The organism is Mesorhizobium sp. LNJC394B00 (assembly GCF_000502555.1).
Taxonomy (GTDB): domain Bacteria; phylum Pseudomonadota; class Alphaproteobacteria; order Rhizobiales; family Rhizobiaceae; genus Mesorhizobium.
The window spans coordinates 1452779-1477568 of the sequence record NZ_AYWH01000002.1; the positions used below are offsets into that span (position 1 = coordinate 1452779).

General features: G+C 61.5%; 21 protein-coding genes, 1 other RNA gene and 2 pseudogenes. 13 read left to right on the top strand and 11 right to left on the bottom strand.

Annotation, left to right across the window (positions count from 1 at the left end):
• The first annotated feature begins 194 nt into the window (after positions 1–194).
• Entirely contained in the window at positions 195–1415 is a 1221-nt protein-coding gene (locus X751_RS152735; RefSeq protein ID WP_023668250.1) for an alanine racemase, read from the top strand.
• Here the strand turns inward: X751_RS152735 and X751_RS152730 are convergent.
• Positions 1412–2143, bottom strand: coding sequence for an SDR family oxidoreductase (locus X751_RS152730; RefSeq protein WP_023682154.1), 732 nt, complete (start codon positions 2141–2143; stop codon positions 1412–1414). The two genes, X751_RS152735 and X751_RS152730, sit on opposite strands and share 4 nt — an antisense overlap.
• Positions 2144–2274: 131 nt before the next feature.
• Between X751_RS152730 and X751_RS152725 the strand changes: the two genes are divergently transcribed.
• The gene (locus tag X751_RS152725) at positions 2275–3174 is read left to right on the top strand and encodes a LysR family transcriptional regulator (RefSeq protein ID WP_023682153.1); all 900 of its coding nucleotides are present in this window, start codon (positions 2275–2277) and stop codon (positions 3172–3174) included.
• 25 nt (positions 3175–3199) lie between these two features.
• On the opposite strand, the gene X751_RS152720 is transcribed toward X751_RS152725, so the two are convergent.
• Positions 3200–4429 carry a lytic murein transglycosylase gene (locus X751_RS152720; protein WP_023682152.1) on the bottom strand — a complete coding sequence of 410 codons (1230 nt, stop codon included), beginning with the start codon at positions 4427–4429 and terminating at the stop codon, positions 3200–3202.
• A gap of 32 nt (positions 4430–4461) precedes the next feature.
• A complete protein-coding gene (locus X751_RS152715) occupies positions 4462–5184 on the bottom strand; it encodes a glycoside hydrolase family 25 protein (RefSeq protein ID WP_245259982.1) in 723 nt (240 codons plus the stop codon).
• A 358-nt stretch (positions 5185–5542) separates the two neighbouring features.
• Between X751_RS152715 and X751_RS152710 the strand changes: the two genes are divergently transcribed.
• The gene (locus X751_RS152710) at positions 5543–6922 is read left to right on the top strand and encodes a serine hydrolase (protein WP_023744587.1); all 1380 of its coding nucleotides are present in this window, start codon (positions 5543–5545) and stop codon (positions 6920–6922) included.
• 123 nt (positions 6923–7045) lie between these two features.
• Here the strand turns inward: X751_RS152710 and X751_RS152705 are convergent.
• From X751_RS152705 to X751_RS152680, 7 genes and pseudogenes are all read right to left on the bottom strand, one after another.
• Positions 7046–7702 (bottom strand): annotated as a pseudogene (locus X751_RS152705) (methyltransferase domain-containing protein); the annotation flags it as partial.
• Positions 7699–8997 carry a DUF3419 family protein gene (locus X751_RS152700; RefSeq protein ID WP_031196373.1) on the bottom strand — a complete coding sequence of 433 codons (1299 nt, stop codon included), beginning with the start codon at positions 8995–8997 and terminating at the stop codon, positions 7699–7701. The gene X751_RS152700 and the pseudogene X751_RS152705, both read right to left, overlap by 4 nt.
• A 122-nt stretch (positions 8998–9119) precedes the next feature.
• A complete protein-coding gene (locus X751_RS152695; protein WP_196814977.1) occupies positions 9120–11102 on the bottom strand; it encodes an ATP-binding protein in 1983 nt (660 codons plus the stop codon).
• 120 nt (positions 11103–11222) lie between these two features.
• Positions 11223–11315, bottom strand: a pseudogene (locus X751_RS1000000167935) (ATP-dependent DNA ligase); the annotation flags it as partial.
• Between the two features lie 133 nt (positions 11316–11448).
• Positions 11449–12675, bottom strand: coding sequence for a PIN-like domain-containing protein (locus tag X751_RS152690; protein ID WP_023744590.1), 1227 nt, complete (start codon positions 12673–12675; stop codon positions 11449–11451).
• Complete coding sequence (locus tag X751_RS152685; protein WP_155923539.1) at positions 12675–12908, bottom strand: hypothetical protein; 234 nt, start codon at positions 12906–12908, stop codon at positions 12675–12677. Before X751_RS152685 ends, X751_RS152690 begins: the two co-directional genes overlap by 1 nt.
• Positions 12909–13248: 340 nt before the next feature.
• Positions 13249–17214: a hydantoinase B/oxoprolinase family protein gene (locus X751_RS152680; RefSeq protein WP_023744592.1), complete on the bottom strand. Its 3966-nt coding sequence runs from the start codon at positions 17212–17214 to the stop codon at positions 13249–13251.
• A 177-nt stretch (positions 17215–17391) separates the two neighbouring features.
• Here X751_RS152680 and X751_RS0133235 point away from each other — a divergent pair, with 177 nt between their 5' ends.
• The 7 genes from X751_RS0133235 to X751_RS152655 all read left to right on the top strand — a co-directional run bounded on the left by X751_RS0133235 (position 17392) and on the right by X751_RS152655 (position 21374).
• Positions 17392–17589 carry a hypothetical protein gene (locus tag X751_RS0133235; RefSeq protein WP_023668260.1) on the top strand — a complete coding sequence of 66 codons (198 nt, stop codon included), beginning with the start codon at positions 17392–17394 and terminating at the stop codon, positions 17587–17589.
• A gap of 209 nt (positions 17590–17798) precedes the next feature.
• The gene (locus X751_RS152675) at positions 17799–18518 is read left to right on the top strand and encodes a DnaJ family molecular chaperone (protein WP_023744594.1); all 720 of its coding nucleotides are present in this window, start codon (positions 17799–17801) and stop codon (positions 18516–18518) included.
• The gene (locus X751_RS152670; RefSeq protein WP_023744595.1) at positions 18515–19282 is read left to right on the top strand and encodes an N-acetylmuramoyl-L-alanine amidase; all 768 of its coding nucleotides are present in this window, start codon (positions 18515–18517) and stop codon (positions 19280–19282) included. The genes X751_RS152675 and X751_RS152670 overlap by 4 nt, the downstream gene beginning before the upstream one ends.
• 184 nt (positions 19283–19466) lie before the next feature.
• Positions 19467–20171: a transglycosylase SLT domain-containing protein gene (locus X751_RS152665; protein ID WP_023744596.1), complete on the top strand. Its 705-nt coding sequence runs from the start codon at positions 19467–19469 to the stop codon at positions 20169–20171.
• Positions 20172–20222: 51 nt separating this feature from the next.
• An RNA gene (rnpB, locus tag X751_RS1000000164765) (RNase P RNA component class A) lies at positions 20223–20620 on the top strand.
• Between the two features lie 179 nt (positions 20621–20799).
• Positions 20800–21084 carry a type II toxin-antitoxin system ParD family antitoxin gene (locus X751_RS152660; RefSeq protein ID WP_023668264.1) on the top strand — a complete coding sequence of 95 codons (285 nt, stop codon included), beginning with the start codon at positions 20800–20802 and terminating at the stop codon, positions 21082–21084.
• On the top strand, positions 21081–21374 hold the full coding sequence (locus X751_RS152655) for a type II toxin-antitoxin system RelE/ParE family toxin (RefSeq protein WP_023744597.1): 294 nt from the start codon (positions 21081–21083) through the stop codon (positions 21372–21374). Before X751_RS152660 ends, X751_RS152655 begins: the two co-directional genes overlap by 4 nt.
• A gap of 8 nt (positions 21375–21382) precedes the next feature.
• Here the strand turns inward: X751_RS152655 and X751_RS152650 are convergent, their stop codons facing one another.
• The gene (locus X751_RS152650; RefSeq protein WP_023744598.1) at positions 21383–22498 is read right to left on the bottom strand and encodes a cystathionine gamma-lyase; all 1116 of its coding nucleotides are present in this window, start codon (positions 22496–22498) and stop codon (positions 21383–21385) included.
• A gap of 402 nt (positions 22499–22900) precedes the next feature.
• Between X751_RS152650 and mraZ the strand changes: the two genes are divergently transcribed.
• Genes mraZ through X751_RS152635 form a run of 3 tightly spaced genes read left to right on the top strand, consistent with a single transcriptional unit; the run spans position 22901 to position 24784 of the window.
• Positions 22901–23374, top strand: a complete 474-nt coding sequence (gene mraZ, locus X751_RS152645) for a division/cell wall cluster transcriptional repressor MraZ (RefSeq protein ID WP_023682144.1) — start codon at positions 22901–22903, stop codon at positions 23372–23374.
• Positions 23371–24387, top strand: coding sequence for a 16S rRNA (cytosine(1402)-N(4))-methyltransferase RsmH (gene rsmH, locus X751_RS152640; protein ID WP_023744599.1), 1017 nt, complete (start codon positions 23371–23373; stop codon positions 24385–24387). The genes mraZ and rsmH overlap by 4 nt, the downstream gene beginning before the upstream one ends.
• A 4-nt stretch (positions 24388–24391) precedes the next feature.
• Positions 24392–24784, top strand: a complete 393-nt coding sequence (locus X751_RS152635) for a hypothetical protein (protein ID WP_023682142.1) — start codon at positions 24392–24394, stop codon at positions 24782–24784.
• Positions 24785–24790 lie beyond the last annotated feature (6 nt).

Sequence of the window (24790 nt, forward strand, 5' to 3'; positions counted from 1 at the left end):
CGCGGCATCAATGCCAGCCACTCAGGCAGAAGGCATATCGGGTCCGGCGACAAGAGCCACCCGAAACCTGATTGCTGGCAACAATGCTGCCAGAGGGTGCGCCGCTGGGTCAGTGCCCGCCAGACACAGAATTGTTTTCTTTGGCCGCTAGCTTGGATTAATTGTGCGCAGCCGAGAAGTCAGGGGATTCGTCCATGCAGCGATTCGAGAATGCCCGCGAGGCGGCGCTGGCGCTTCGGCCGGACGATCCGGTCTACTGCTTTCGCCCGCAGGTGCTGAAGGCGGATGCCAAACAGTTCATGGGCATGTTTCCCGGCAAGACAGCCTACGCAGTCAAGACCAATGGCGAGCAGATCGTGCTGAAGGCGCTGGTCGAAGCCGGCGTCACCGCCTTCGATGTGGCCTCGCCCGGCGAGTTCGCCGCAGTGCGCGCCGTCTCACCCGACGCCGAGATGCTCTACATGCATCCGGTCAAGGCGCAGTCGGACATCAAGCTTGCGCTGGAAAAATACGCCATCCGCGTCATTTCGCTCGACCATGAGGACGAGATCACCAAGCTGACGCGGGTGGTGCGGGCGCTTGACATCGATCCGGGCTCCATCAGCGTGTTCGTGCGAATCCAGACCAAGGGTTCGGCGGCCTATGAACTGTCGAAGAAATTCGGCGCCGGGCCGGCCTATGCGGTGGAACTCGCCGAGCGGCTCAACCGCACCGGCTACAAGGTCGGCCTGTGCTTCCATGTCGGCAGCCAGATCGAGGATCCCGACACCTATGAACGGGCGCTGGCCTCCGCCGATTGGGTGCGCAACCGGCTGACCTTCGACATTGCGGGGCTCGATGTCGGCGGCGGCTTTCCCGCCGAGTACGGCCATGACCCCAATCGCAAGCAGATCGAGATGCCGTCGCTCGGCCAGATCATGTCGCGGCTGTCGGGCGACCTCAGGGAATACCAGTTCGACCAGATCCCGTTGGTGGCCGAGCCCGGCCGGGTGATCGTGGCGCGCTGCCTCTCGCTGATCGTGCGGGTGCTGCTGCGCAAGGGCAAGCGGCTCTACATCAATGACGGCATCTGGGCGTCGCTGTCGGATTCTTGGACCGGCAAGATCACACTGCCGGCCCGCTTCATCCCCGATCCGGCGATCCGCTCGCGCAATGGCGAGGAGAAGAACATCGTGCCGTTCAAGGTCTGCGGCGCGACCTGCGATTCCGTCGACATCCTGTCGCGGCCGTTCTGGCTGCCGGAAACCGTCGACACCGGCGACTGGATCGAGATCGGCCATATCGGTGCCTATTCGCTGTCGCTGAGAACCCGCTTCAACGGCTTTTATCCCGATACCTTCGTCGAGGTGACGACACCCTTCGATGAAGGCGATGCGCCGCAGGGATTCGCCAGCCTGGAGACAATGGCGGATTAGGCGACGCCTCCACCGGCCTGGATATTCTCGCCGGTCAGCCAGCGGGCCTCGTCGCTGGCCAGGAAGACCGCGACATCGGCAACGTCGCGGGGCGCGCCGATCCTGCCAAATGGAGACATGCCGGCCGCCACGGCGCGATCGCGCTCGGGAAGCAGGTCCGTGTCGGTGAAGCCAGGCGACAGCGCATTCACGGTGATGCCGCGCGGTCCGAGTTCACGCGAGAGCACACGGACGAATTGTTCGACGGCGCCCTTGCTGCCGAGATAGAGCGCCGTTTGCGTGAAGAACATCTTGGTGCCGCCGGTGGAGACCGCGATGATGCGGCCACCGTTTCGCACACGGCGCGCTGCTTCCTGAAGCACGAAGAAGGTGCCCTTGGCATTGGTGCCGAAGACATGGTCGAAATCGGCTTCGGTTGCCTCCGTCAGAGGCTTGATGACGGCGACGCCGACATTGGCAACCACGATGTCGATCGCGCCGAACTCACTCTCAGCCTCGTCAAACAGGCGATGAATATCCGAGACGCTTGATATGTCGGCCTGGACGGCGATCGCCTTTCCTCTCCTGCCGGCGATGGCGGCCACGACCTCGTCAGCGGCTTCGTGGTTGCCGACATAGTTGACGACGACGGCAGCGCCCTTGGAGGCGAGTCCTTCGGCGATGGCTCGCCCAATGCCGCGCGAACTGCCGGTGACGAGTGCGGTTTTGCCTTGCAAGGACTTGGGCATGATACGTTTCCTTCAATCATTCAGGCCCGTGCCGGTTTCATCTGACGGGTCCGCTAGTCGAGAAATAGGGCCATGCAACTGATCAGATAATGGCCTATTATCTGACTAGCTTGTTAATCTAGGGATACACAATGCGCGGTTCTGAATTCGCCGAGCTCAAGGCATTCGCCGCAATCGTGGAAGAGCGTAGTTTCGTCCGCGCCGCCGCCCGGCTGCGTGTTTCCCCGCCGGCGCTCAGCCAGTCGATTCGGCAACTGGAGGCTCGCATCGGCATCAGGTTGCTGAATCGCACGACGCGTAGTGTTTCACCCACTGGTGCCGGCGAGACGCTGTTTGCGCGCCTTGCCGTTGCGTTCGAAGAGCTGGAGGGCGCCGTAGCGGACATTCAAGCCGCGCGTGATCGGCCGGCGGGTTCGCTACGAATAAACGTGCCGCGTGTTGCCGCGGTGCGGTTCATCGGCCCGATCCTTGGCGACTTCCAACGCGCCTATCCTGATATCGCGCTGACCGTCATCGTCGACGATACGCTGACCGACATTGTTCGAGGACGGTTCGATGCCGGAATCAGGCTTGGCGAGCGGCTGGAGAAGGACATGGTGGCAGTGAAACTGAGCGGGGATTTGCAGATGGCGGCGGTGGCCGCTCCCGTCTATCTCGAAAATCGGGCCATACCGCGCCATCCGCAGGAGTTGCATCAGCACCAATGCATAACATTCCAGTGGCCTGGTGGCGGCAACCTCTATCGATGGGAGTTCGCGCGCGGCAAACGGTCTCTGGAAATCGCCGTCGAGGGCAGCCTGACTGTTAACGACACCGAGCTGATGCTGAACGCGGCGCTGGGTGGAGCAGGCGTTGCCTACATGATCGACTATCAGGTCCAGTCCTGGATCAATGCGGGCAGGCTGATGAGATTTCTAGAGCCCTGGTCGCCCAGCTTTCCAGGCTTCTTCCTGTATCACCCGAGTTCGAGGCACGTCCCCCCGGCTTTGCGGGCATTTATCGACTTCGTCCGGGCAAGGAGTAGGGAATAAGGAACCCAGCTTGGGCAGATTCTACTCACAGTTTCCCCAAAAGCTCCGGCGTCGGCCAGCCGTCGACCGGCATGCCGAGCCGCATCTGTTCCTTGCGGATGGCTTCGCGGGTGTTGGTGCCCAGAATGCCGTCGACGGTGCCGACGTCATAGCCCCTGGCTTCGAGCTTGGTCTGCAATTCCTTCATCTGGTCGCCATTGAGCCCGGTTTCGGGATTGCGCGGGTCGAACTGCTTTGCCCCGGCCAGCCGGCTGGCGAAGTTGGCGGCGGTCAGCGCGTAGGTGAAGGACTGGTTCCATTCGAGATAGACGTCGAAATTGTCGTAGGCGAGGAAGGCCGGACCTTTGCGGCCCATCGGCAGCGCCAGGCCGGCCTTCAGGCCATTGTCGATCAGCGGCGTGCCATCGGGATTGGTGACGCCCCACGCGGCCCATTGAGACAGCGGCAGCTTGTTGGTGCGGCCGGTCTGCTCCCAGGGCATGTCCTCGGGCACGCGCACTTCCTCGATCCACGGCTGGTCGCGTTTCCAGCCGCGCGACAGCACCTTGTTGGCCGTGGTCATGATCACGTCGGGTACGCTGCGCCTGAGGTCGACGATGCCGTCGCCGTCGCCGTCGACGCCGCGCGCGAGATAGTCGGAAGGCAGGATCTGCGTCTGGCCGATCTCGCCGGCCCAGGCGCCGGTGACGTCGGCCGGAACGACGCCGCGATCGATCAGCGTCAACAGCGGCAGCAGTTGCGGCCGAAACAGCTGCGGGCGGCGGCAGTCATGCGACAGCGTCACCAAGGCGCTCAGCGTGTGGAAATCGCCCTGTACGGCGCCGAAATCGGTCTCCAGCCCCCAGAAGGCGGTGATGATCGGCGCCTGGACACCGAACTGCTGGTCGGCGCGCGCAAAGATTTCGGCGTATTTCTTCAGATTGGCCGCGCCCTGCTTCAGCCGGTAGGCCGAGATCATGCGGTTGGAGAACTGAATGAAGGTCTGGGCGAAGACGCCCTGGGCGCGGTCACGCGCGAGCACCTTGTCGTCGATGGTGGCGGCCTCCAGCGCGTTAAGGCCGACAGCGCCGACACCGGCTGCCTTGGCTTCGGCCGCCACGCCTTGCTTCCAGGTTTCGAAGTCGCCGCCGCATTCCTGCGCCGCCGCCGGCATCGCCGTAGCGCCGAGCAGCAGGGCCGCGAGCAGCCCGGAGCGCAGGCGGCTCTTCGACTGTTTCCGGCGTAAATATCCCAGTGGCTGCAGGTAGGTGCGCATGGGACGTCGAAAAGCAGGCGGTAGAGCCGGTGTCAACGGGTGTTCTGCCGCAGCCACTTTTTCCAGGCTGCCTCAGTGCCGTTGAAGACGTTGATATCGGACTTGCCGGTCATGCCGGGAACGATACCGGTTCCGGTGTATTGCCAGAAGGTGAAGGGGTGGCTGCCGTACTTCTGGCGGGGGTGGCCGGCGACCGAGCGCAGCCAGTAGGGATAGCCGCGGAAGGTCGAAAGGTCGTTATCGTCGAAGAAGTCGACCGAGGTGTAGATGATCGGCTTCTTGCCATAGTGCCGCTCGATCATCTCGAGAAAGGTGGTCATTTCGGCCCGCACCGTCGCTGAATCCGGGCGCAGCCGGCAGGTCGGCGATTGCGGGTTCCACTCCATGTCGAGCACCGGCGGCATGGCCGAGCGGTCGACGGGCACGTTCTGGATGAACCAGCGCGCCTGGGTGGCGGCAGGCGTGCAGAAATAGAAGAAATGGTAGGCCGCGCGCGGAATGCCATTGGCCTTGGTGCGCGACCAATGCTCGTTGAAATACTCGTCGAAACGGTCGCCGCCCTCGGTCGCCTTGATGAAGGCGAAGGAGATGCCGCTGGCCTTGGCCGTCGGCCAGTCGACCGAGGTCTGGTATTTGGAGACGTCGGTGCCGTGAACGGCATAGTTCCAAGGCGCGCCGCTATCCCATTCATGCGGCTTGGAGTCTTCGAAACGCGGTGCGCGCACGGCAACCGTCGGGCTGCTGGATGGCGACATCGAGGGCACGAGATCGCCGGCGGTCGAGCAGGCGGCCAGCAGCGTCAACGTGATGAGGGCCGCGAAACGGCGCATCGCATTTCCCGAGCCGGAATCAGCCGGTCGCTGTTGGGTTGTCGTTGCAGGTGCCCCTCAGGCGATCGCCCCACAGCATCGCCTGATACGCTATTTTCGTGCATGTCGTTGTTCCAAAACCGCTGCGCACTTTTGGGCGACATGCACCAGTGATCGCCGATCATGGTTGATAACAGGTTGACGGCGCTCGACAAGAACACCGATTTGGCGGAAGCAATGGCGGCAAATCGATGACATAAATCGGGCCGCAAGCCACGGGCAGCGGAAAAGCAGGGACGGAAAGATGCGGACCGCCGTGAAGATCATCAAATGGCTGCTCGGCCTGGTCGTGTTGGCCATAGCCGCCCTGTTTGCCTGGCTCTACGTCGCTCCGCCCGACCTGATCCGCGTCGGTTCCGGCTATTCCGCCAAGATCGTCTGCTCGAATGTTTTTATCGCCGGCCGTGATCCCAATGAGGTGCTGGCCATCGACGTGCAGGCGCCCGGCCATCCGCTGCTCAGGCTGATGAAGGTGTCGGTCGACAAGAACAGGGGGACCGTCTCGGCCGGGCTGCTTGGCTTCCTCGGCAAGAGCGTTGCCGTTGCGCGCGCCGGCCTGGGTTGCGCCTCGGTTCCCGATGGCGACGTCGGCAAGGCACGGCGCACGTCAATCTCTGCCGAGGCGTCGGCGGCCACCAAGGGCGATCTGTGGCCCGAGGGAGATCGAGTCGATGCCTCGCAAAATCCCGAAATCAACAAGATCCTCGACGGTGCGGCGATGACCGGCATCGGCATGCGCGCCGTGGTGGTGGTCAAAAATGGCCGCATTGTTGCGGAGCGTTATGGCGACGGCTTTTCGGCGAAAACGCCGCTGCTGGGCTGGTCGATGACCAAGACAGTCAACGCCGCGCTCGTCGGCACGCTGGTCAAGGACGGCAAGATGGCGGTGACCAATCAGGGCCTGTTCGGCTCATGGAAGGCGGACGGCCGCGCCGCCATCAGCCTTGCCGATATGATGGCGATGTCGAGCGGACTCGAGTTCAACGAGGATTATGGCGACGTTGCCGATGTGACGCGCATGCTCTACCTCGAACCGGATATGGCGGGCTTCGCCGAGGCCAAGCCGCTGACCGGCGACGTCGGCAAGGTCTTTTCCTATTCGAGCGGCACGGCGGTGATGCTGTCGCGGCTGTGGCAGGATGCTATCGGCGACAAGGACAAGGCGCTGATGTGGCCAAGGGCAGCGCTGTTCGGGCCGCTCGGCATGCAAAGCGCGGTGCTCGAAACCGACGAGGAGGGTACCTTTGTCGGCTCATCCTACCTCTATGCCACGGGGCATGACTGGGCGCGGTTCGGCCAATTCCTGCTGCAGGGCGGCGTCTGGAACGGCAACCAGATCCTGCCGGCCGGTTTCGTCGACTGGATGCGCGAACCGGCACCGGCCTCGAAAGTCTACGGCAAGGGGCAACTTTGGATCGAAGCCCCGGGGGACGAAGGAAATCCCGGCGCCGGCGTCGCCGCCGGCCTGCCCAACGATACCTACTGGATGGAGGGCCATGACGGCCAGACGGTCGCCATCATCCCGTCGGAGCAACTGGTGGTGGTGCGGCTGGGGTTGACGCCGGCCAAGCTCGGCTACCGGCCGCAGGTGATGGTCGGCGCGCTGATGAAGGCACTGCGCTAGCTCCCTTTACCCTCCCCTTGATGGGGAGGGCGGGGGCGTAGCGCCGGGCGGGGTGCCTGGCACTTCACCCCTACCCGCGCCTTCAGCGCGACCTCCCCCATCGAGGGGGAGGTAAGAGTGCGCGATCTTGACGACCGCCAGCCAGGCATAGCCGCGATAAAGCGCGCGGAAACAGAAGCTTGCGCCGGTTCGCCGAGATTCCGATTCCAAGACTTCGCGCAATGATTCACGTGGGGTGACATGGAATTTCTTGAGCCAGCCGCGCAGCAATGTCCGGAACCAGTTGGGCAAGCCTTCCTGCTGGCCGAAATCGACGACATGCAGCGAGCCGCCGGGCGCGAGTGCCGCAAGGGCTGCCGAAACCGTCTTTTCCCAACCGGGGATCATCGACAGCGAATAGGACACGAAGATGCGGTCGAAGCGCTCGACGCCGAACAGCGTCTTGGCGTCGAAATCGGTGGCGTCGCCGCGCGCCAGCACGGCGCGGCCGGACAGGCCGTCGCGGCCGATCGCCTTGCTCGCCGTCTCCAGCATCTCGGCCGAGATGTCGAGGCCGTAGAGGCGGGCGTCGGGATAGCGGCGGGCGGCAAGCGCGATGTTGCGGCCGGTGCCGCAGCCAAGTTCGAGCACTCTGCCATTCGCCGGCACATCCAGCTCGGCTATCATCTGGTCGCGGCCAAGCAGATAGTATTTGCGGGTCAGGTCGTAGATATGGCGTTGCCAGCGATAGACGCCGTCCATCAGTTCGGCATGGTCGGCCGGCAGCTCGCTCGCGCTCATGCCGCGCGCTTCACATAGAGGTGGAAGCCGCCATAGATGGCCGAGCGGTCGCGGGCCGAACAGTCGCGCGAGGCCTCGTCCTCGTAGGTCCACTGGTCGAGCAGCGAGATCGAGACGCGGCCCGGCAGCAGGCTGGGCTCGGCGGCGGTACGGAAGATGACTCGGGCGCCGACCGAGGCGGTGCGGGTGATCTCCGACCAAAGGGCATTGAGCTGGTCGTTCGTCATCCAGTCCTGCGCGTCGAGCAGGACGAAACGATCGACGGTGCTTGCGTCCTTGCCGGCCAGAAATTCGATCAGATTGGCGTGGTGGATGCCGACGCGATCGACATTGTTGCGGATTGCCTTGTAGTTGGCCTCTTCTAGATAGGCGGGCAGGGCGGCCTCACCCGGATTGGGATAGCGACGGGCGAAGGCTTGCCAAGCGAAGTAGTTGTTCTTCAGCGGAAAATCGCAAGCGAGCTTTTCCAGCCGGGCCTTCAGCACGCTGGCCATCGAACCATCGCCCGAGGTGATCAGCGAATCGTACTGCGCCGGCGGAATGCCGAGGCCGAACAGCGAAGCCTTGCGCGAGGTAGCCCAGCGCAACAGCTTCTTGTCGAAGACCGGCGCCAGCTCTTCGTTGAAGAAGCGGCGCTGGTCGGCGAGGCTCTTCGACGCCATGATACCGGCGGGATCGACGCCGAAGAATTTGGCGATGCGGTGGCCCATGGCGATGAACAGGCCGAGCAGGCCGGTCTGGTAGAAATTGCGGTCGAAGACGGTGATGCGCCGGCGGCCGCGCCAGCTGCGACGCTCCCAATAGTGGCGGCTGACCGGGTCGAGATGCGGCGCGATGAAGCGGTCATAGGCTTGCGAATTGTGGTTGGTGTCGGCGGCGCCGAAGAAACGGAACAGATCGCCCTGCGAGGGCAGATGCCGCACCGCCTCCAGCTTCATCCGGTTCAAGGCGATGTGGGCGGCGTTGAGGTCGACCGCATCGACGCGTTCAGGCGAGCGGGTGAGGTAGGCGAGGATGTTGCAGCCGCCCGACGCTATGGTGACGACGCGGTGGCCCTGGCCAAGCTGCATGGCCTCCATGTCGACTTCAGGGTCTTCCCAGATCTGCGGATAGACGAGACCGGAAAACAGAAGCGCAAACAGCCGTTCGGAAAGGCCGGCCTTCGACAGCGGGCGGTTCTGGTAGACGGCCTTTCCAACTTCCTTGCCGCGGCGAAAAACGAGATCCGAGGAGACGTCCGTCATGGCAAAGTGATTCCCCATTTGCTTTGCCGCAAGCGGGTAACTCAGGGGCATGACAGGCGGGTGACAGCCTGTTGACGCGAGTTCAGGCTGTAGCGCGCAAAATCGTTTGGCACCTCCGCGCAACTTCATTTGGCATCAGAAAGCTACTCTCGGCCGGCGGCCGCGATCAGCTTTCAAATACCGAGTTGCTTGAAGAACGCCTCGTTTCTCATTCGTGCGTCTTTCAGCACGTAGCGGTAGCTCAGCGCTTGAATGAATGCCTTATAGTCATCGTTATAGCCGTAGAACCCGCCGCCTCCGGGTAGCGGGACGTTGATCTGGGCCATCCTCAACCATTTTCGGAGATTGGGTGTTAGGTCCGCGATGATGTAGCAAAAGAACGGTGTGGTTTCCGAAATCTCTTGGATAAGGCCGCCAGACCGGTCCAGGACTTTGCCAGCGCGAAGCTCCTCGATATAGCCGTAGATCTGAGTGAATGGATTCTCGTCATCATTGTAGTCGTTTCGAACCGGCTTTTTAAATTCAATGATGACGACCGGTTGGTCAGTTCCTGGGCGGTGATAGGCAGTTCTGCCTCCGAACAGGAGAACGTCCGGCCGACTGCCTGAATCGCTCTCGGCCAAAAGGGTTTTCAGCTTTTTGTCCGAGGCCCAATGCTCATAGTACGTAAGTTTGTCATCGATGATCCAAAGGTTGTGCTTGTCGATATGGATTTCGCTATTCGTAACCCTCATAGGAACGACGAAGCTATGCAGAGCCTCCTCCGCATGCTGTTTCATTGTGCCGTCAGGCCGGTAGCCCAGCCTTCTTTCCAACAGGTCCAACACCACCTTTCTTCGTACCGTATAGTCCGCAAGCACTGAGAATTCTTGGGCTGTCAACCGGCTCACAATAGCTTGAACACCGCTTTGGACCGGATCTTCATCAGAGACTTTCTCTTTCGAGAGCACCTCGACCTTACGTTCAATGTCGCGGTTCTCCCGAAAATCGTACAATGCCAGATGCTGGTAGATTTGTTCGGAAGTGCGAAAATTGCGCGGGATTTTATCGGCCACGAAATCCCTGGGATTGCTCAGCAGATATGAAAAGCGAGGATATTTTTTGACCACATTTCGCAAGAGATCTGTTTGCTTGTCTATGACCCTGTCGAGTTGCGGGCCTAAGATAATTTTGATCTCAGCAAGTGCCCCCCTCTTTGTCAATTCGATGGTTTCCGCATCCAGGTCGAATGCTGTCCTTTCCGAATTCACAGCCTCATCCAGAAGGCTTCCACTCACAACGCCTGCATAGGCATAACGCTGTCCGTCGCGTTCGATATATGTCGCTAGGCCGAGCGCCAAGCCGATGTCGAAGGATGCTACCACTCGATCATGGGCCGCAAGATACAGCGTATGACTTACCTTGCCTTCGAGGACGCCCTGCCGAAGAAGATTGTGTTCAAGATGCAGCTCCTCGGTCTCAGAAACTGGGAAGTCGAGCTCTCCCAGTTCTACTCCTTGGGAACCCAAAAACTCGCCTAGATCGTAGCTCTCAGTCGCGGTCTCGATCGTTATGGACGGTTTCGCCTTTGAAACAAGGTAGGGTAGGAAGTGAGCCGCAATTTTCCGTAAAATGGTATCGGTGCGTGACGGCATATGTCGCGCATATTCCGGTTTCATTCGAATGAGCTTAACGACCGTGCCGATCTGGCCATCTGGAGCCGGCTTCACTGTGTGCTGTTGAATCGGTCTAAGGTTGTCCAGCAAAATGTAGAAGTGCCGAACATACAGTTCTCCGGCCAGCGCAAAGACGCTCGTGACCTCGGCGGAATCGAAAACTTTAAGCCAGGAGAGCCGGCCAACTCCTTTGCCACCACGCTTAGCTTTGTGATCACTATCGTAGGTCCGAAAAGACGTGAAATTATCGTTGTCTAGGCCGATTCCGTTGTCTCTGATTTCAACGCTTGGAGCGCCATTATCCATGAAAATTGAGACGCCGATCCGGCCGCCTCTCACCCACTCCTGTAGGAAGCGATCTTGAACGGCGTGAATTGAATTATAAATTGCCTCGTAAAGAGGGACCAGGGCGTTTGAAGGCGTCGTCGGACCGAGCGCGAGGTTCTTGACCCGGCGCACCAAGTTTGACTGGAAAAGAAGCTCTTCGGTTTCTTCTAGCACGTCACCCTCCATGCATCCCTGGTATTCATCCCCGCTAGACCTCGTGACACCACAGCGTCTAGCCCGGCTTACCAGCTATAGGCCGCTGCGCCGGGCCTGTCCCGTTCCATTGAATGAACTGAGCCCGCGGCGGTCGTCGAGGTCCATACCCCGCAAGTCATGGCCGTTAAGGTGCAGCAGATCGAATGCGACGAAATAGAGGTCATGCTGGCGCAATTATCGACGGCGAGATCGTTGTCCTGAATGACGCAGGCTTGTCGGACTATGCTGCTCTACGCAAGGCCATCACCCGCCCCTTTTACCGGCGGGATGTTTGTGGCTATGGTGGATTATGCCTCCAAACGCTTCAATCTCCAGGTCCCCAAGCAGACGGTGAACCATCCGATATGGCCGAGAGATGGGCCTTGTCGTAAAGCATTTGAAGTCTGGACCGCGCTGCGTCCCCTTCATGACCCCATCGACCTGGAAGAGCTCTGACACCCAAGCCGACAAACTCATTAAATACGCCAACTCTTTCTTCCAACGTCTCGGCTTTAAGAAGCGAAAAAAGTTCAACCCTCAGTTTCTCCATTTCCAGTCGAATACCTTCCGCCCGGTCTGAGCCATTCCCGATGCTGTCCCGCATTCCCACAAAATTGCAGTACCTCATCAACAGCCGTATAAAACGCTCAGGTTCTGCTGTGCACTCAACAGAGCGGTTTTTCAGCGAGTTCGCAGCATGCGCCCACGACGAAGCGACGGCGTCGAGTTCAGCTCGCCGCATCTCCTTCACCGTCTCGGGCGAGACGATATTTTTCGTGCGGTCTGCAACCAGCGCCAGGAATCGCGCTGGCGCATAAGAGTAAAACAGCTGTCCAGTTTCTGCGAAAAATTCCTGCCTTAACTCAGGGCGCGGACCTACTGTCTTTCCGGACTGGATAAGCCACCAATCCTCCTTGGCGTCGTCTGTGATGAAGAGGATCGGTGCATTGGTCGATTTGGCCTTTTGCTTCATCTCGGCCCAAATGAGATAGTCGCCCGGTCGCTTGTCCATGTAGCCGGGAGGTATCTCGGCAGCTGCACGCCGAGTTCCCTCCTTAGCGCGACCCTCTATATCTTTGGGCTGATCGGCGACCTTTCCTTCAAATAGATCTGTCACAGCAGCAAACACGCCTTGGGCGTCGGGGAGCTCGCCGACGGCATCGTCAACCTCTTTCGCGAGGTGATCGAAGAACCCACCGATATTCTTCATCCCAGAACCAGCGGGCCACGGATCGTATCGACTGAAAGCGCTCACGAGAGATTCGACTTCCCCTTTTTTCGTCGCGAGCTTGTCCTTCAGTTTTCGATACTCGCCTCTGTTGGAACTGTCGGCCGAGCGCCAGTTCAACTGAAACTCCTGACCTACCTGATGCGGCAGCCAAAGCCTTTGACCAAACGATTGGAATGCAGCCAGGACCTCCGCCCGTTGTTTCGGCATGAATCTGAAAAGATGCAACAACACATTGGTGTCGGGAACGAGCAGCCCTTCTGACCAGATTTTTTCAAACTCTGCCGCCGTAGGCTCGTAGAATCCGTGAAAAGTCTTGCGCATCAGCCTGCACCAAGTCTGAAGGCCTTGTCGCCATGGTGGTCGAACAGGATGGCTTTGCCGAGTGTTGTTGCGATCGTCCCGATGAACTGTTCCAGATCAACGTCGGAGAGAATGGTGCCAGTTCGATCCCTCAGCATGGCGATAGAAGCCTTGATCGAGATGCACGCAGCAGCTTTGTTTTCGGTCAAATAGCGGTCCATAGTAGGACCTAGCATCTCTACGTCTGCTGTCATGGCCAAACCCTCAACCCAAGCGGACTATCACGCCGGCAGGTCGATGAGTCGAGTCCCATTGAAAGGCCGTTTAATGTGACTTAAATCTGTCGGCAAAATGGGCAGCTTTAAGAGTTCGCCACGCATCCGCTGCAGCCAGGCTAACCACCCCATTACTGGTTGCAAAGGCGGATACAGCCGATCGGCCATCCCATCAACGAGTCCGAAAAGTTCGGGTTGAAGCTCAGATCGCCGGCCGAGTACCTCAGGAATGTTCGTCACCCGGTCATGGGTACTTATCCTCAAAACGCAATTCTCGCGCGCCCAGATTGTCCGTTGATCGGCACCTAGCAAGACTCCGTCATTGCTTGCCAAACCCGCCCGGCGTCGGCGTCGTCAGGATGACGGCGTCGCCGGCGTCGAGCACGGTCTGGTCGCAGGCCTTCAGCACATCGATTGTACCGTCCTGGCGCCGCACCTTGGTCGAGCCGACCTCGCCGTCGCCGCCACCGTCCAGGCCTTGCGGCGGCCGGTTGCGGTGCGAGGACAGGATGGCGCATTCCATCTTTTCGAGGAAACGGATCGTCCGCCTGGTGCCGTCACCGGCATCCCATTTGCCTTTGCCGCCGGAGCCTTCGCGGATGTGGAAATCCTCGAGCATGACGGGAAAGCGCAGTTCCAGCACCTCCGGATCGGTGAGGCGCGAATTGGTCATGTGGGTGTGGACGCCGGATGTGCCGGCAAAGCCGCGGCCGGAGTTCATCCGGCCTGCCGGCGAACCGGAGCAGATGGTCTCGTAATACTGGTACTGCTTGTTGCCGAAGGTCAGGTTGTTCATCGTGCCTTGCGCGTTGGCCATGGCACCCATGGCGCCGAACAGGGCGTTTGTGACATGCTGCGAGGTCTCGACATTGCCGGCGACGACGGCGGCGGGGTAGGCGGGCTTCAGCATCGAGCCGTCGGGGATGATGATGTTGATCGGCCGCAGGCAGCCGGCATTCATCGGGATCATGTCCTCGACCATGACACGGAAGGCATAGAGCACGGCGGCGCGGGCGACGGGCTCGGGCGCGTTGAAATTGTTCTTCTCGACCTTCGAGGTGCCGGTGAAGTCCACGGTCGCCTCGCGCTTTTGCCGATCGACGGTAATCTTCACCTTGATCACCTGGCCGGTGTCGGTCGGGTATTCGTACTCGGAACTATCGGGCAGCCGCTCCAGCACGCGGCGCACGCTTTCGGCGGCGTTGTCCTGGACATGGCCCATATAGGCTTCGACGACATCGAGGCCGAAATGGCCGACCATCTTGCGCAGTTCGGCCACGCCCTTTTCATTGGCGGCGATCTGCGCCTTTAGGTCGGCGATGTTCTGATGCGGGTTGCGGGCGGGGTAGGGATGGTCGGTGAGCAGCGTCTGCAGCTCCGCCTCGCGGAATTTTCCGCGATCGACGACGCGGAAATTGTCAAATAGCACGCCTTCCTCATCGACAGTGGTGGCGAGCGGCGTCATCGAGCCGGGCGCGGTGCCGCCAATATCGGCGTGATGGCCGCGTGAGGCCGCCCAGAACAGGATTTCCTCCCCCCTTGAAGGGGAGGTGGCGGCGGAGCCGCCGGAGGGGGGCGCTGCGGCAGTGCTCGACGCCCTTGCGGTGCCTTCTGAGAGGACCCCACCCGGCCGCTGCGCGGCCACCCTCCCCTCAAGGGGGAGGGAAAACACCGGCGTCACCACGGTGATATCAGGCAAATGCGTGCCGCCATTGTAGGGGGCGTTTAGCGCAAAGACGTCGCCGGGATGGATGTCGCCGGAGTTCAGCCGGATGATGGTTTCGACCGAGCGGTCCATGGAGCCGAGATGCACCGGCATGTGCGGCGCGTTGGCGACCAGCGCTCCATGACGGTCGAAGACGGCGCAGGAAAAGTCCAGCCTTTCCTTGATGTTGACGGAATAGGCGGTGTTCTGCAGCGTGACGCCCATCTGCTCGGCGATCGACATGAAGAGGTTGTTGAAGACCTCCAGCATCACCGGATCGGCTTCGGTACCGAGGGCAGCCGTGCGAACTTTCCGTTCCGTGCGGCGAATGACGACGTGATTGAGGTTGGTGATTTCGGCCTGCCAGCCCGGCTCGACGACGATNACGATGGTCTGGTTCGGCTCGATGATCAAAGCGGGGCCTGGGACCAGATTGGATGGGCGCAGGTTTTCGCGGCGATGGATGCCGGCCTCATGCCAGCGGCCCTCGGTGTAGATGCGCCGCGTTCCCGACGCACCCGCTTCAACCATTGCCGGTCCGGCGGGCGCAACGGCTTCGGCCGTGGTCTCGACGATCTCGGCGCCTTCCACGCCAACGGTCTCGACGATCATCGGCTTGTCGTCATAGACGAAACCGAACTGCGCCTTGTGGGCCAATTCGAAATCGCGCCTGGCCTGGAAGATAGAGTCCTGTTCGAAATTCACCGGCAGCGTGGTGTCGGTGCCGTCATAGCGGATGTGCAGCACCGGCTTTGCCGCAATCTTGTCCTGCGCAATGCCTTGCGCTGCCAATTCGGCGATGACGGCTTTTTTCAACGTGCCGATGAGGCTGCCGATCTCGGTCCTGGATTCTTCGGCAAGCGGCTTCAGGAGTGCCTGCTGGCGCGACGCGAAAACCGACGACAGGCCGATACCATAGGCTGAGAGCAGACCGGAGAAGGGGTGGATCAGTACCGCCTCCATGCCGAGCGCGTCGGCAACCAGGCAGGCATGCTGGCCGCCAGCGCCGCCAAAACAGTTCAAGAGATATTCGGTGACATCGTAGCCGCGCTGCACGGAGATCTTCTTGATAGCATTGGCCATGTTTTCCACCGCGATGGTAACGAACCCTTCGGCGACGGCTTCCGGCGTGCGGCCATCGCCGATTTCGGCGGCGAGCGCCGCGAATTTTTTATGCACGGCGGCGACGTCCAGCGGCTGGTCCTGGCCTGGGCCGAAAATTGCCGGGAAGAAATCGGGCTGCAGCTTGCCCAGCATGACATTGGCGTCGGTGACGGCAAGCGGGCCGCCGCGCCGGTAGGCGGCGGGGCCGGGATTGGCGCCGGCGGAATCCGGCCCGGCGCGGAAGCGGCCGGCTTCGTAATGCAGGATCGAGCCGCCGCCGGCAGCGACGGTATGGATGCGCATCATCGGCGCACGGATGCGCACGCCGGCAACCTCGGTGTCGAAGGCGCGCTCATACTCGCCGTCAAAATGGGCGACATCGGTGGAGGTGCCGCCCATGTCGAAGCCGATGACTTTCTCGAAACCGGCGAGTTTCGCCGTTTCGACCATGCCGACGACACCGCCGGCCGGGCCGGACAGCAGCGCGTCCTTGCCCTGAAACATGTCGGCGGCGGTGAGCCCGCCCGACGACATCATGAACATCAGGCGAGGGTTCTCCCTCCCCCTCGAGGGGAGGGTGGCGGCGAAGCCGCCGGGTGGGGTCGCCGCGGCAGTGCTCGACGCTTTGGTGGTGCCTCCTGAGAGAACCCCCCCTGTCGGCTTTGCCGACTGCCCTTCGCTATGGCTCCGGGCGTTCGTCGCTGAAAAAGCCAAATCGTCGGCTTTTTCTCGGCCTTTGGCCGACCGCTCCTCACCCTCCACAAGTGGGGAGATTGGCATCGCGCCCAGTTCTCCCGCCACCCTTTGCACATAGCGCGACAGGATCGGCGACAGATAGGCATCGACCACGGTAGTGTCGCCGCGGCCGACCAGCTTGATCAGCGGCGAGACCTCATGGCTGACCGAGACTTGGCTGAACCCGATCTTGCGGCAGACTTTCGCCACCGCCTTCTCGTGGTCGGGATATTTCCAGGCATGCATGAAGACGATGGCCACCGCATCGATGCCGTCGGCCTTCGCCTGTTCGATGGCGGGCCGGCAGGCGGCGATGTCGAGCAAGCGCTCGACCTCGCCATTGGCGCGCACACGCTCGTCGATCTCGATGACTCGCTCGTAGAGCTGTTCCGGAAGGATGATCTCCTTGGCGAAGATGTCCGGCCGCGCCTGATAGGCGATCTTCAGCGCATCGCGAAAGCCCTTGGTGATGAGCAAAAGCACACGGTCGCCCTTGCGCTCCAGCAGCGCATTCGTGGCAACGGTGGTACCCATCTTGACGTCACCGACCAGGCCCGGAGGAATAGCGGTGCCGGATTTCAGCCCCAGAAGCTCGCGGATGCCGGCTATGGCCGCGTCGGGATAGGCTTCGGGATTTTCCGACAGGAATTTCCTGGGATGCAAACCGCCTTGCGGATCACGTCCGATCACGTCGGTGAAGGTGCCGCCGCGGTCGATCCAAAAATCCCATTTCTTGTCCACGCAGAACTCCGGCATTGCATTTGGGTCCAGACTGTTAGTTCGGCATCGCCCGGCCCGCAATCGGTAGTGCGCGGATGTTACATCAGGAAACGCAACGTTACGAAACTCATGGCCGTTTGATGCATTTTGCCTTCGACCGTTCACCGCAACGTGAGCGTGTGTTGAAGGAGAGATGTCATGAAAAAGCTCATTCTTGCTTCCGTTTCCGCCCTGGCCCTGTTCGGCGTTGCCGCCTGCAGCGACAGCGGTACGGATAACACCACCACCCAGAGCACCAATCCGCCAGCCGCCGAGCCCATGAAGCCGGCGACGCCGGATGCACCGAAGCCTGCAGAACCGGCTCCGGCAACACCTGCTCCTGCCCCCGCGCAGTAGCAGCAGTCTCGGTCACTTTGACGTGACGAGAGAGGAGGCCGGCTTCGCGCCGGCCTTCCTGCGTTTAGGTCGATTCGGGGCTCAAGGGTCTTGAACCGGCTCTTTCCTACGGTTTGGGATCTGGCGCGTCGGTTGCTTGCGTGAATTCGATCCACTCTGCGGCGCTGTCTTGGCTTGATAGCGATGGCCGGCGGCCCTAATAAGCGCTCATGTCGATTTGGGATCGCCTCGGCGACTTCATCAACCGCGTTTCATCTTCAGCCACGTCCGGCGTAGCCGATGTGGTCGAGGCCGTGCGCACGGTTTTCTCCGGTGACGCCGATCTGCGCCGGCGCGTCGCCTTCTCTGTGGCGATGATTGCGCTGTCAGCCAAGATGGCCAAGGCCGATGGCATCGTCACCCAGGACGAGGTTCGCGCGTTCCAGGAAATATTCGAGGTGCCGCGAGAACAGACCCGCAATGTGGCGCGGCTTTACGATCTGGCCAAGCGCGACGTCGCCGGGTTCGAGACCTATGCCGAGAGTATGGCGCAGATGTGCGGCTCGGGCCATTCGAACTGCGTCATGCTGGAAGACATACTCGACGGTCTGTTCCATATCGCCAAGGCGGACGGGCTGGTGCATGAGCGCGAAGGGATTTTCCTGCACCGTATTGCCGAGATTTTCCGCATCGACGAGGTGCACTACGAGGCCATCCTGGCCAGGCACGTCAATCTCGGCGCCGGCGATCCCTATATCGTGCTCGGCATTGAGCGCGGGAAACCGTTCGAGGAGGTCAGGAAGCGATACCGCAAGCTGGTCTCCGACAATCATCCGGACCGGCTGATCGCGCGCGGCCTGCCGCAGGAATTCATCAAGATTGCAACGACCAGGGTCGCGGCGATCAACGCGGCCTATGAAATGATCGAGCGGGGCCTCAGGCACGCATGAGCGGCTTCCCGCCCGACGAGCCAAGCGCGGAGGTCAGGGTATCGCCGAATTTCGGCCCGCGGCGCGAAACCCTCAGGCCCGACATGATCGTGCTGCACTATACCGGCATGGCGACTGGTGCTGCCGCGGAAGCCTGGTTGTGCGACCCCGCAAGCGAAGTCTCGTCGCACTACCTCGTCCATGAGGACGGTCGCATTATCCAGATGGTGCGCGAAAGCGACCGCGCCTGGCATGCCGGTGCAAGTTCCTGGTTCGGGCGTACCGACATCAACTCCTGTTCGGTCGGCATCGAAATCGTCAATCCCGGCCATTCGCTCGGCTATTCGGCCTTTCCCAAGCGGCAGGTGGAAGCGGTGATCGGGCTTTGCCTTGGTATCATCGAACGCCATTGCATTTCGGCGCAAAGGGTGCTTGCCCATTCCGACATAGCGCCGGGGCGCAAGATCGACCCGGGCGAGAAATTCCCCTGGAAGGCGCTGTTTGCGGCCGGGGTCGGCCATCTCGTGCCTGCGGCGCCGGTCCGGCGCGGCGCGGTGCTGAAAGCCGGCGATACCGGCGCCGAGGTCGAGACACTGCAGTCGATGCTGGCGCTCTATGGCTATGGCGTCGAGATATCAGGTGTCTTCGACCGCCAGACCGAAATCGTCGTCGAAGCTTTTCAACGGCATTTCCGACCGCGCCTGGTGGATGGTGTCGCCGACGGCTCTACGTCTAGCACGCTGCAAAGCCTGCTGACTTCCCTTGGGTCAGTTGCGTCTAAATAATCGTTTCCTGATATTCAAGTTACAGCCTGTCACTGAAAGTGAATTGCCTCGCCTTGTTCGACACAAATTCCGCCCTCAAAGGCAGTTCGTGCAAGTTATCGGACCTCCAGCCCCCCGGATGCTCCGATATTGATTAGGCGTTGCTGCGTGAAGATCTTCGCGCGGCCAAACAGAACGGGACCACATGCAGAAATTGACCGTTGTAACGGCAGCTATTGCTGCCGGCGTAATGACTTTTACCTTCAGCACGGCCGATGCCGCACCACTGAGCCAGAGGGCAGACCAGGGCTTCATCGCCGCACCCGCCAAAGCCACCATGACGAAGGCAAACCCGAAAGCAAAAAGGGCAACCACCGCGAATGTGCGCAAAGCAGCCGTGGTGAAGGCCAGAAAAGCCACGGCCAAGAGGCATTTTAAGCGCAACAGGAAGAGCGTCGACCTGACGACGACCGCATCGATCCGCCCAAGCACCGCTGCGGAGTCGACTGCGGCAGCCGCGCTTGGCGGCCAGTATTCGGCAATCATTGCCCGCTATGCCGCGGCCGAAGGCGTGCCGGTGTCGCTGGCCCAGGCGGTCATCAAGATCGAGAGCAACTACCGGCCGAACATCGTCGGCAGCGCGGGTGAAATCGGCCTGATGCAGATCAAGCCGGCAACGGCGCGGATGATGGGGTATAGCGGCTCCGCCAAGGGTCTGTTCGATCCCGACACCAACATCAAATACGGCATGAAGTACCTTGCCATGGCGCGCAATCTCGGCGGCGGCACCACCTGCGGCACGATCCTGAAATACAATGCCGGCCATGCCGCGACGCGGATGAACCCGGTGTCGGCGGCCTATTGCGGCAAGGTCAAGGTGCAGTTGGCGGCATTGGGATCGCCGGCATAAAGTCTGCTTTTTCATTTGCGTTTTGGAACGTGAACCCCTTTATACGCTGTGCCAGCTGGCCGGGCGGCCGCACCCGCAAAGCCGAAAGGCTGCGGGTGAGGAAAGTCCGGGCTCCATGGAGACACGGTGCCGGTTAATGGCCGGCGGGGGCGACCCCAGGGAAAGTGCCACAGAAAGCAAACCGCCCCGATTTATCGGGGCAAGGGTGAAAGGGTGGGGTAAGAGCCCACCGCGCGACTGGCAACAGGAGCGGCACGGTAAACCCCACCGGGAGCAAGACCGAATAGGGACGGTGCGAGGGGAAACCTTCGAGGGCTGTTTCCGGCTCACCGTCCGGGTAGGTTGCGTGAGGCGCATGGCAACATGCGCCCAAGATGAATGGCCGCCACGTTCTCGCCCCGAAAGGGGCGAGGGCCATACAAAACCCGGCTTACAGGCCAGCTGGCAATTTCTCCCCATATCGCGATTAATCCTTTGGGATCAGCAGTCTGCGCCTTCGGGCGCAGCTGACGATTCAGGTGCTTGAGCGATTGAATCAACTGCACCGGGTGGGTCGAGACAAACGCATTCTTGAAGCTGGTACGATTTAATCGTACCATGATCGTCGTGGTTTGATCAGGAGCACGCCATGGGTCATGTCGACAAACGCAGCATCACGCTTTCGCCGGAACTGGCGGCGGCGGTCGACGATGTCGTGGCCGCCGGCGAATATGCCTCGGCCAGCGAAGTCATCCGTGATGCGCTGCGGCAATGGAAAGACCGCCGCGATCTGCTCGGCTATACGGTCGAGGAACTGCGCAGGCTGGTTCAGGAGGGGATCGACAGCGGACCGGCGGTGGACGGCCAGCCCTTCATGGACCGGCTGCGAGCCAAATATCACAGGATGTCGGAAGCTGCAGGCTCGGAAGAGTGAAATATCGGCTGCTTCCTCAGGCGATATCAGATGTCGAAGGCATCGGTGACTACATTGCGGAACATAGCCCAAAGGGAGCCATGCGCCTTGTGGACGCTTTGGAGAGGCGCTGGACACTGCTCACCTTGCACCCGTTCTCAGGTGCGCCGCGCGATGATATCGCGCCCGGCATTCGTCATCTGATCGTCGGCGAATATGTCACTCTGTATCGCATGGGCGAAGACGCGATCGGAATCGTCCGCGTTTTGCACGGCAGGCGCGATATTGGCGCCGACGACTTGGTGACCTAACCGCCAGCTCAGATGCCGATCTTGTCCAGCGATGCCTCGATCGCCTGCCAGAGTTCTTCCACCGGCTCGCAGCCCACCGACAGGCGCACGAAGCCGGGCGGAACCGAATCTCCTCGCTTGGCCCGCCGCTCGGCGGAGGTGTGGACACCCCCGAACGACGTTGCCGCCTGCATCAGCGTGCAGTTGTTGATGAAATCCTCGGCCTTTTCCTGGGAGAGGAGTTCGAAGGACATGAGGAAGCCGAAGCGCTCCATCTGCGCCCGGGCGAGGTTGTGCGACGGGTCGCCCTCCAGCCCGGGGTAGCGCAAGCCGCTAACGGCGCGATGGTTTTTCAGCCGCTTCGCGATCACCTCGGCAGAAGAACACATGCGGTCGAAGCGTACCTCCAGCGTCTCCAGGCCGCGATGCACCAGCCAAGCCTCGAACGGGCCGGGAATGCCGCCCGCGGTCTCGCGCCAGCCGGTGACGGCCGCGATGATATCTGGATTGCGGCTGGCGACATGGCCGAACAGCACGTCGGAATGCCCATTGGACGCCTTGGTGTCGGCAGCAACGACAATGTCGGCGCCGAGATCGAGCGGGCGCTGGCCGAACGGCGTCATCGTGGTGTTGTCGACGACGACGATCGCGCCCGCTTGGTGCGCGGCCTCGGTGACGGCTGTGATGTCGCAAATGTCCAATCGCGGATTTGACGGGGTTTCAACGTAGACAAGGCGGTAGCCGCCGAAGCCGCCATCGAGGAATGTAGCTGTCGGCCGCAGATCATAGGCGACGCCGAAGGGCTTGAGGAAGCGTTCGGCCAGCGCGCGTGTGGCATGGTAGCCGTCCGAAGGCAAAAGCACGCGGTCGCCGGATTTCAACAGGCCGAAAAACACCGCCGAGATTGCCGCCATTCCGGATGGGAAGCCGACGCATGGCGCGTCTTCGAGATGCGCCAGCATGTGCTCGACTGCATCCCAGGTGGCGTTGCTGTAGCGGCCGTACTGGCTGTAGCCGGCGCCGTCGCCCGGGTTGTGGAAAATAGCGGCCATGGTCAGCGGCAATGGGATGGGGTCGCCTTTGGCAAGTCCGTCGCGCCGCAGATGGGCAAGGGAGGCCGCGCGGGACCTTGCTGTTTCGGACATGGATTTCTGACCTTGTTGCTCAGCGAAAAGACTGACGACGCTATTCGCGGCAGTGATGCGCGGCAAGCCGCTTCCGCTTGGGCCAGCCCGCTCTAAACGGTTCGTTAGGCTTAATGGGAGATAAAGACGGGAGTGTTGTCAGAGCTGCTCTCACCGGTTGTGGCGCGCGCGTTTGTGAAGCCTGTTCCCGTTGACGCCCATAGTGCCCCATGATATCCCATTTCGATACCAAAGCCTTCGTTCCGCGTCAGGGTAAAGCGTACGCCAATCGGGCAGCCGCGGCGGCTGTGCGTTTGCGGGGTTTTGCCGCTGGGATCGAAGCGGATTTTCGGCAGGGGACGCGCTTCGGCGCGGACGAAAACATGGAGAGGGGTGCGGCGGCGGAAGCGGCTGCAGCGTGTCATGGACCGGTTTCTGTCAAGCGCGGTGAACAGGATCGATGCGAAGGGGCGGGTCTCCGTTCCGGCGCATTTCCGCGCGGTCGTGCAGAAGCGCGGCTATTCGGAACTCTATGCGCTGCGCGGCCTGGACGTGCCTGCGATGGATGTCGGTGGGCTCGATCTGCTCGACCGCTACGAGCAGCGCATCGCGCTGGAAGACCCTTTTTTGCAGACGGCGGACGATATGTCGTTCTTCTGCCATGGCGACGGGACGTTCCTGAAGCTCGATCAGGATGGCCGCATCACGATGAGCGATTTCATCCGCGAGCATACGGGCATCACGAGCGAAGTGGCCTTTGTCGGCCGTGGCAATTTCTTTCAAGTTTGGGAGCCTGGACGGCTGGCCGCCTATGGGGCGCAGGCGCGCGCTCGGCTTTTGCAGCTTCGGCAGGGGACGAAGGCTCACGAGGCCAAGGCTGGGGAGCGGCCGGAATGATGGCGGATCACGGCGATGATCTCAGCGCCGTTGGCGGACCGGTCCGCCACATTCCGGTCCTCCTCGCCGAAGTGCTGGAGGCGCTCTCACCCAAAGCCGGCGATGTGATCGTCGACGGCACGTTTGGCGCCGGCGGCTACACCAAGGCGATCCTGGCGAGCGGCGCCTCGGTGGTGGCGATCGATCGCGATCCCGATGCGATTGCCGCCGGGCGCGGGCTGGAACAGCAATCCGGCGGCAGGCTAAGGCTGGTGCAGGCGCCATTTTCGACGCTGGACGAGCAGGTCGAAAGCGCCGACGGCGTTGTCCTCGACATCGGCATTTCCTCCATGCAGGTCGACCAGCCCGAGCGCGGCTTTTCGTTCCGCACCGACGGGCCGCTCGACATGCGCATGGCGCAGGCGGGCTTGAGTGCTGCCGACGTCGTCAATTCGTTCAAGATAGGCGACCTGGCTCGCATCTTCGGCTTCCTTGGCGAAGAGCGTAACGCCGGGCGCATTGCCCGCATGATCGAGAGCCGCCGCGAAAAACGGTTGTTCGAGCGCACGCTCGATCTCGCCGACGCCATCGAGACGCATATCGGCCGCGCGCCGAAAGACAAGATCCATCCGGCCACCCGCGTCTTCCAGGCGCTGCGCATTTTCGTCAATGACGAGTTGGGCGAATTGGCCAAGGCTCTGGTGGCGTCGGAGCGGATATTGAAGCCCGGCGGGCGGCTTGCCGTGGTGACGTTCCATTCGCTGGAAGACCGCATCGTCAAGCGCTTCATCGCCGACCGCGCCGACGTCGCCACCGGCTCACGTCATTTGCCTGAGGCGCATGCGCGCACCGCGACCTTCCGCAAGGCCGGTGGCGGCGTGACGGCAGGCGATGCGGAGGTCGCTGCCAATCCGCGGGCGCGCTCGGCCAGGCTGCGTACCGCCATCCGCACCGAGGCGCCGGCGCGCGCCGGTGATCTCACCATTTTCGGCCTTCCAAAACTTCCCGGCATCCAGGCGCCGCGAGAGAGGTGAATACGTGTTTCGAACCAGCGACATAGTCCTGATCGCCGTCATGGTCTCGGCCGCGGCCCTGACCTACAAGGCCAAGCGCGAGGCCGAGGAACAGCTGGCTTCGGTGCAGAAGATCGAGGCGCAGATCCGCTATGAGGAGGACACGATCGACCTGCTCAAGGCCGACTGGAGCCTGCTGACCCAGCCGTCGCGCCTGCAGAAGCTGGCTGAAATCTACAAATCGCAGCTCGCACTCGAGCCGGTCAATGCGCGGCAGATCGTCGGGCTCGACGACCTGCCGGCAAAACCGCTGAACATCGAGGACCTGTCGTCGCAGCGGCTTGGCGGCATGGCCGACAATTCCGGCAAAGGACCAGCCGACAAGGATCCCGTGGTGACCGGAGCCATCGTCCAATGATCGCTG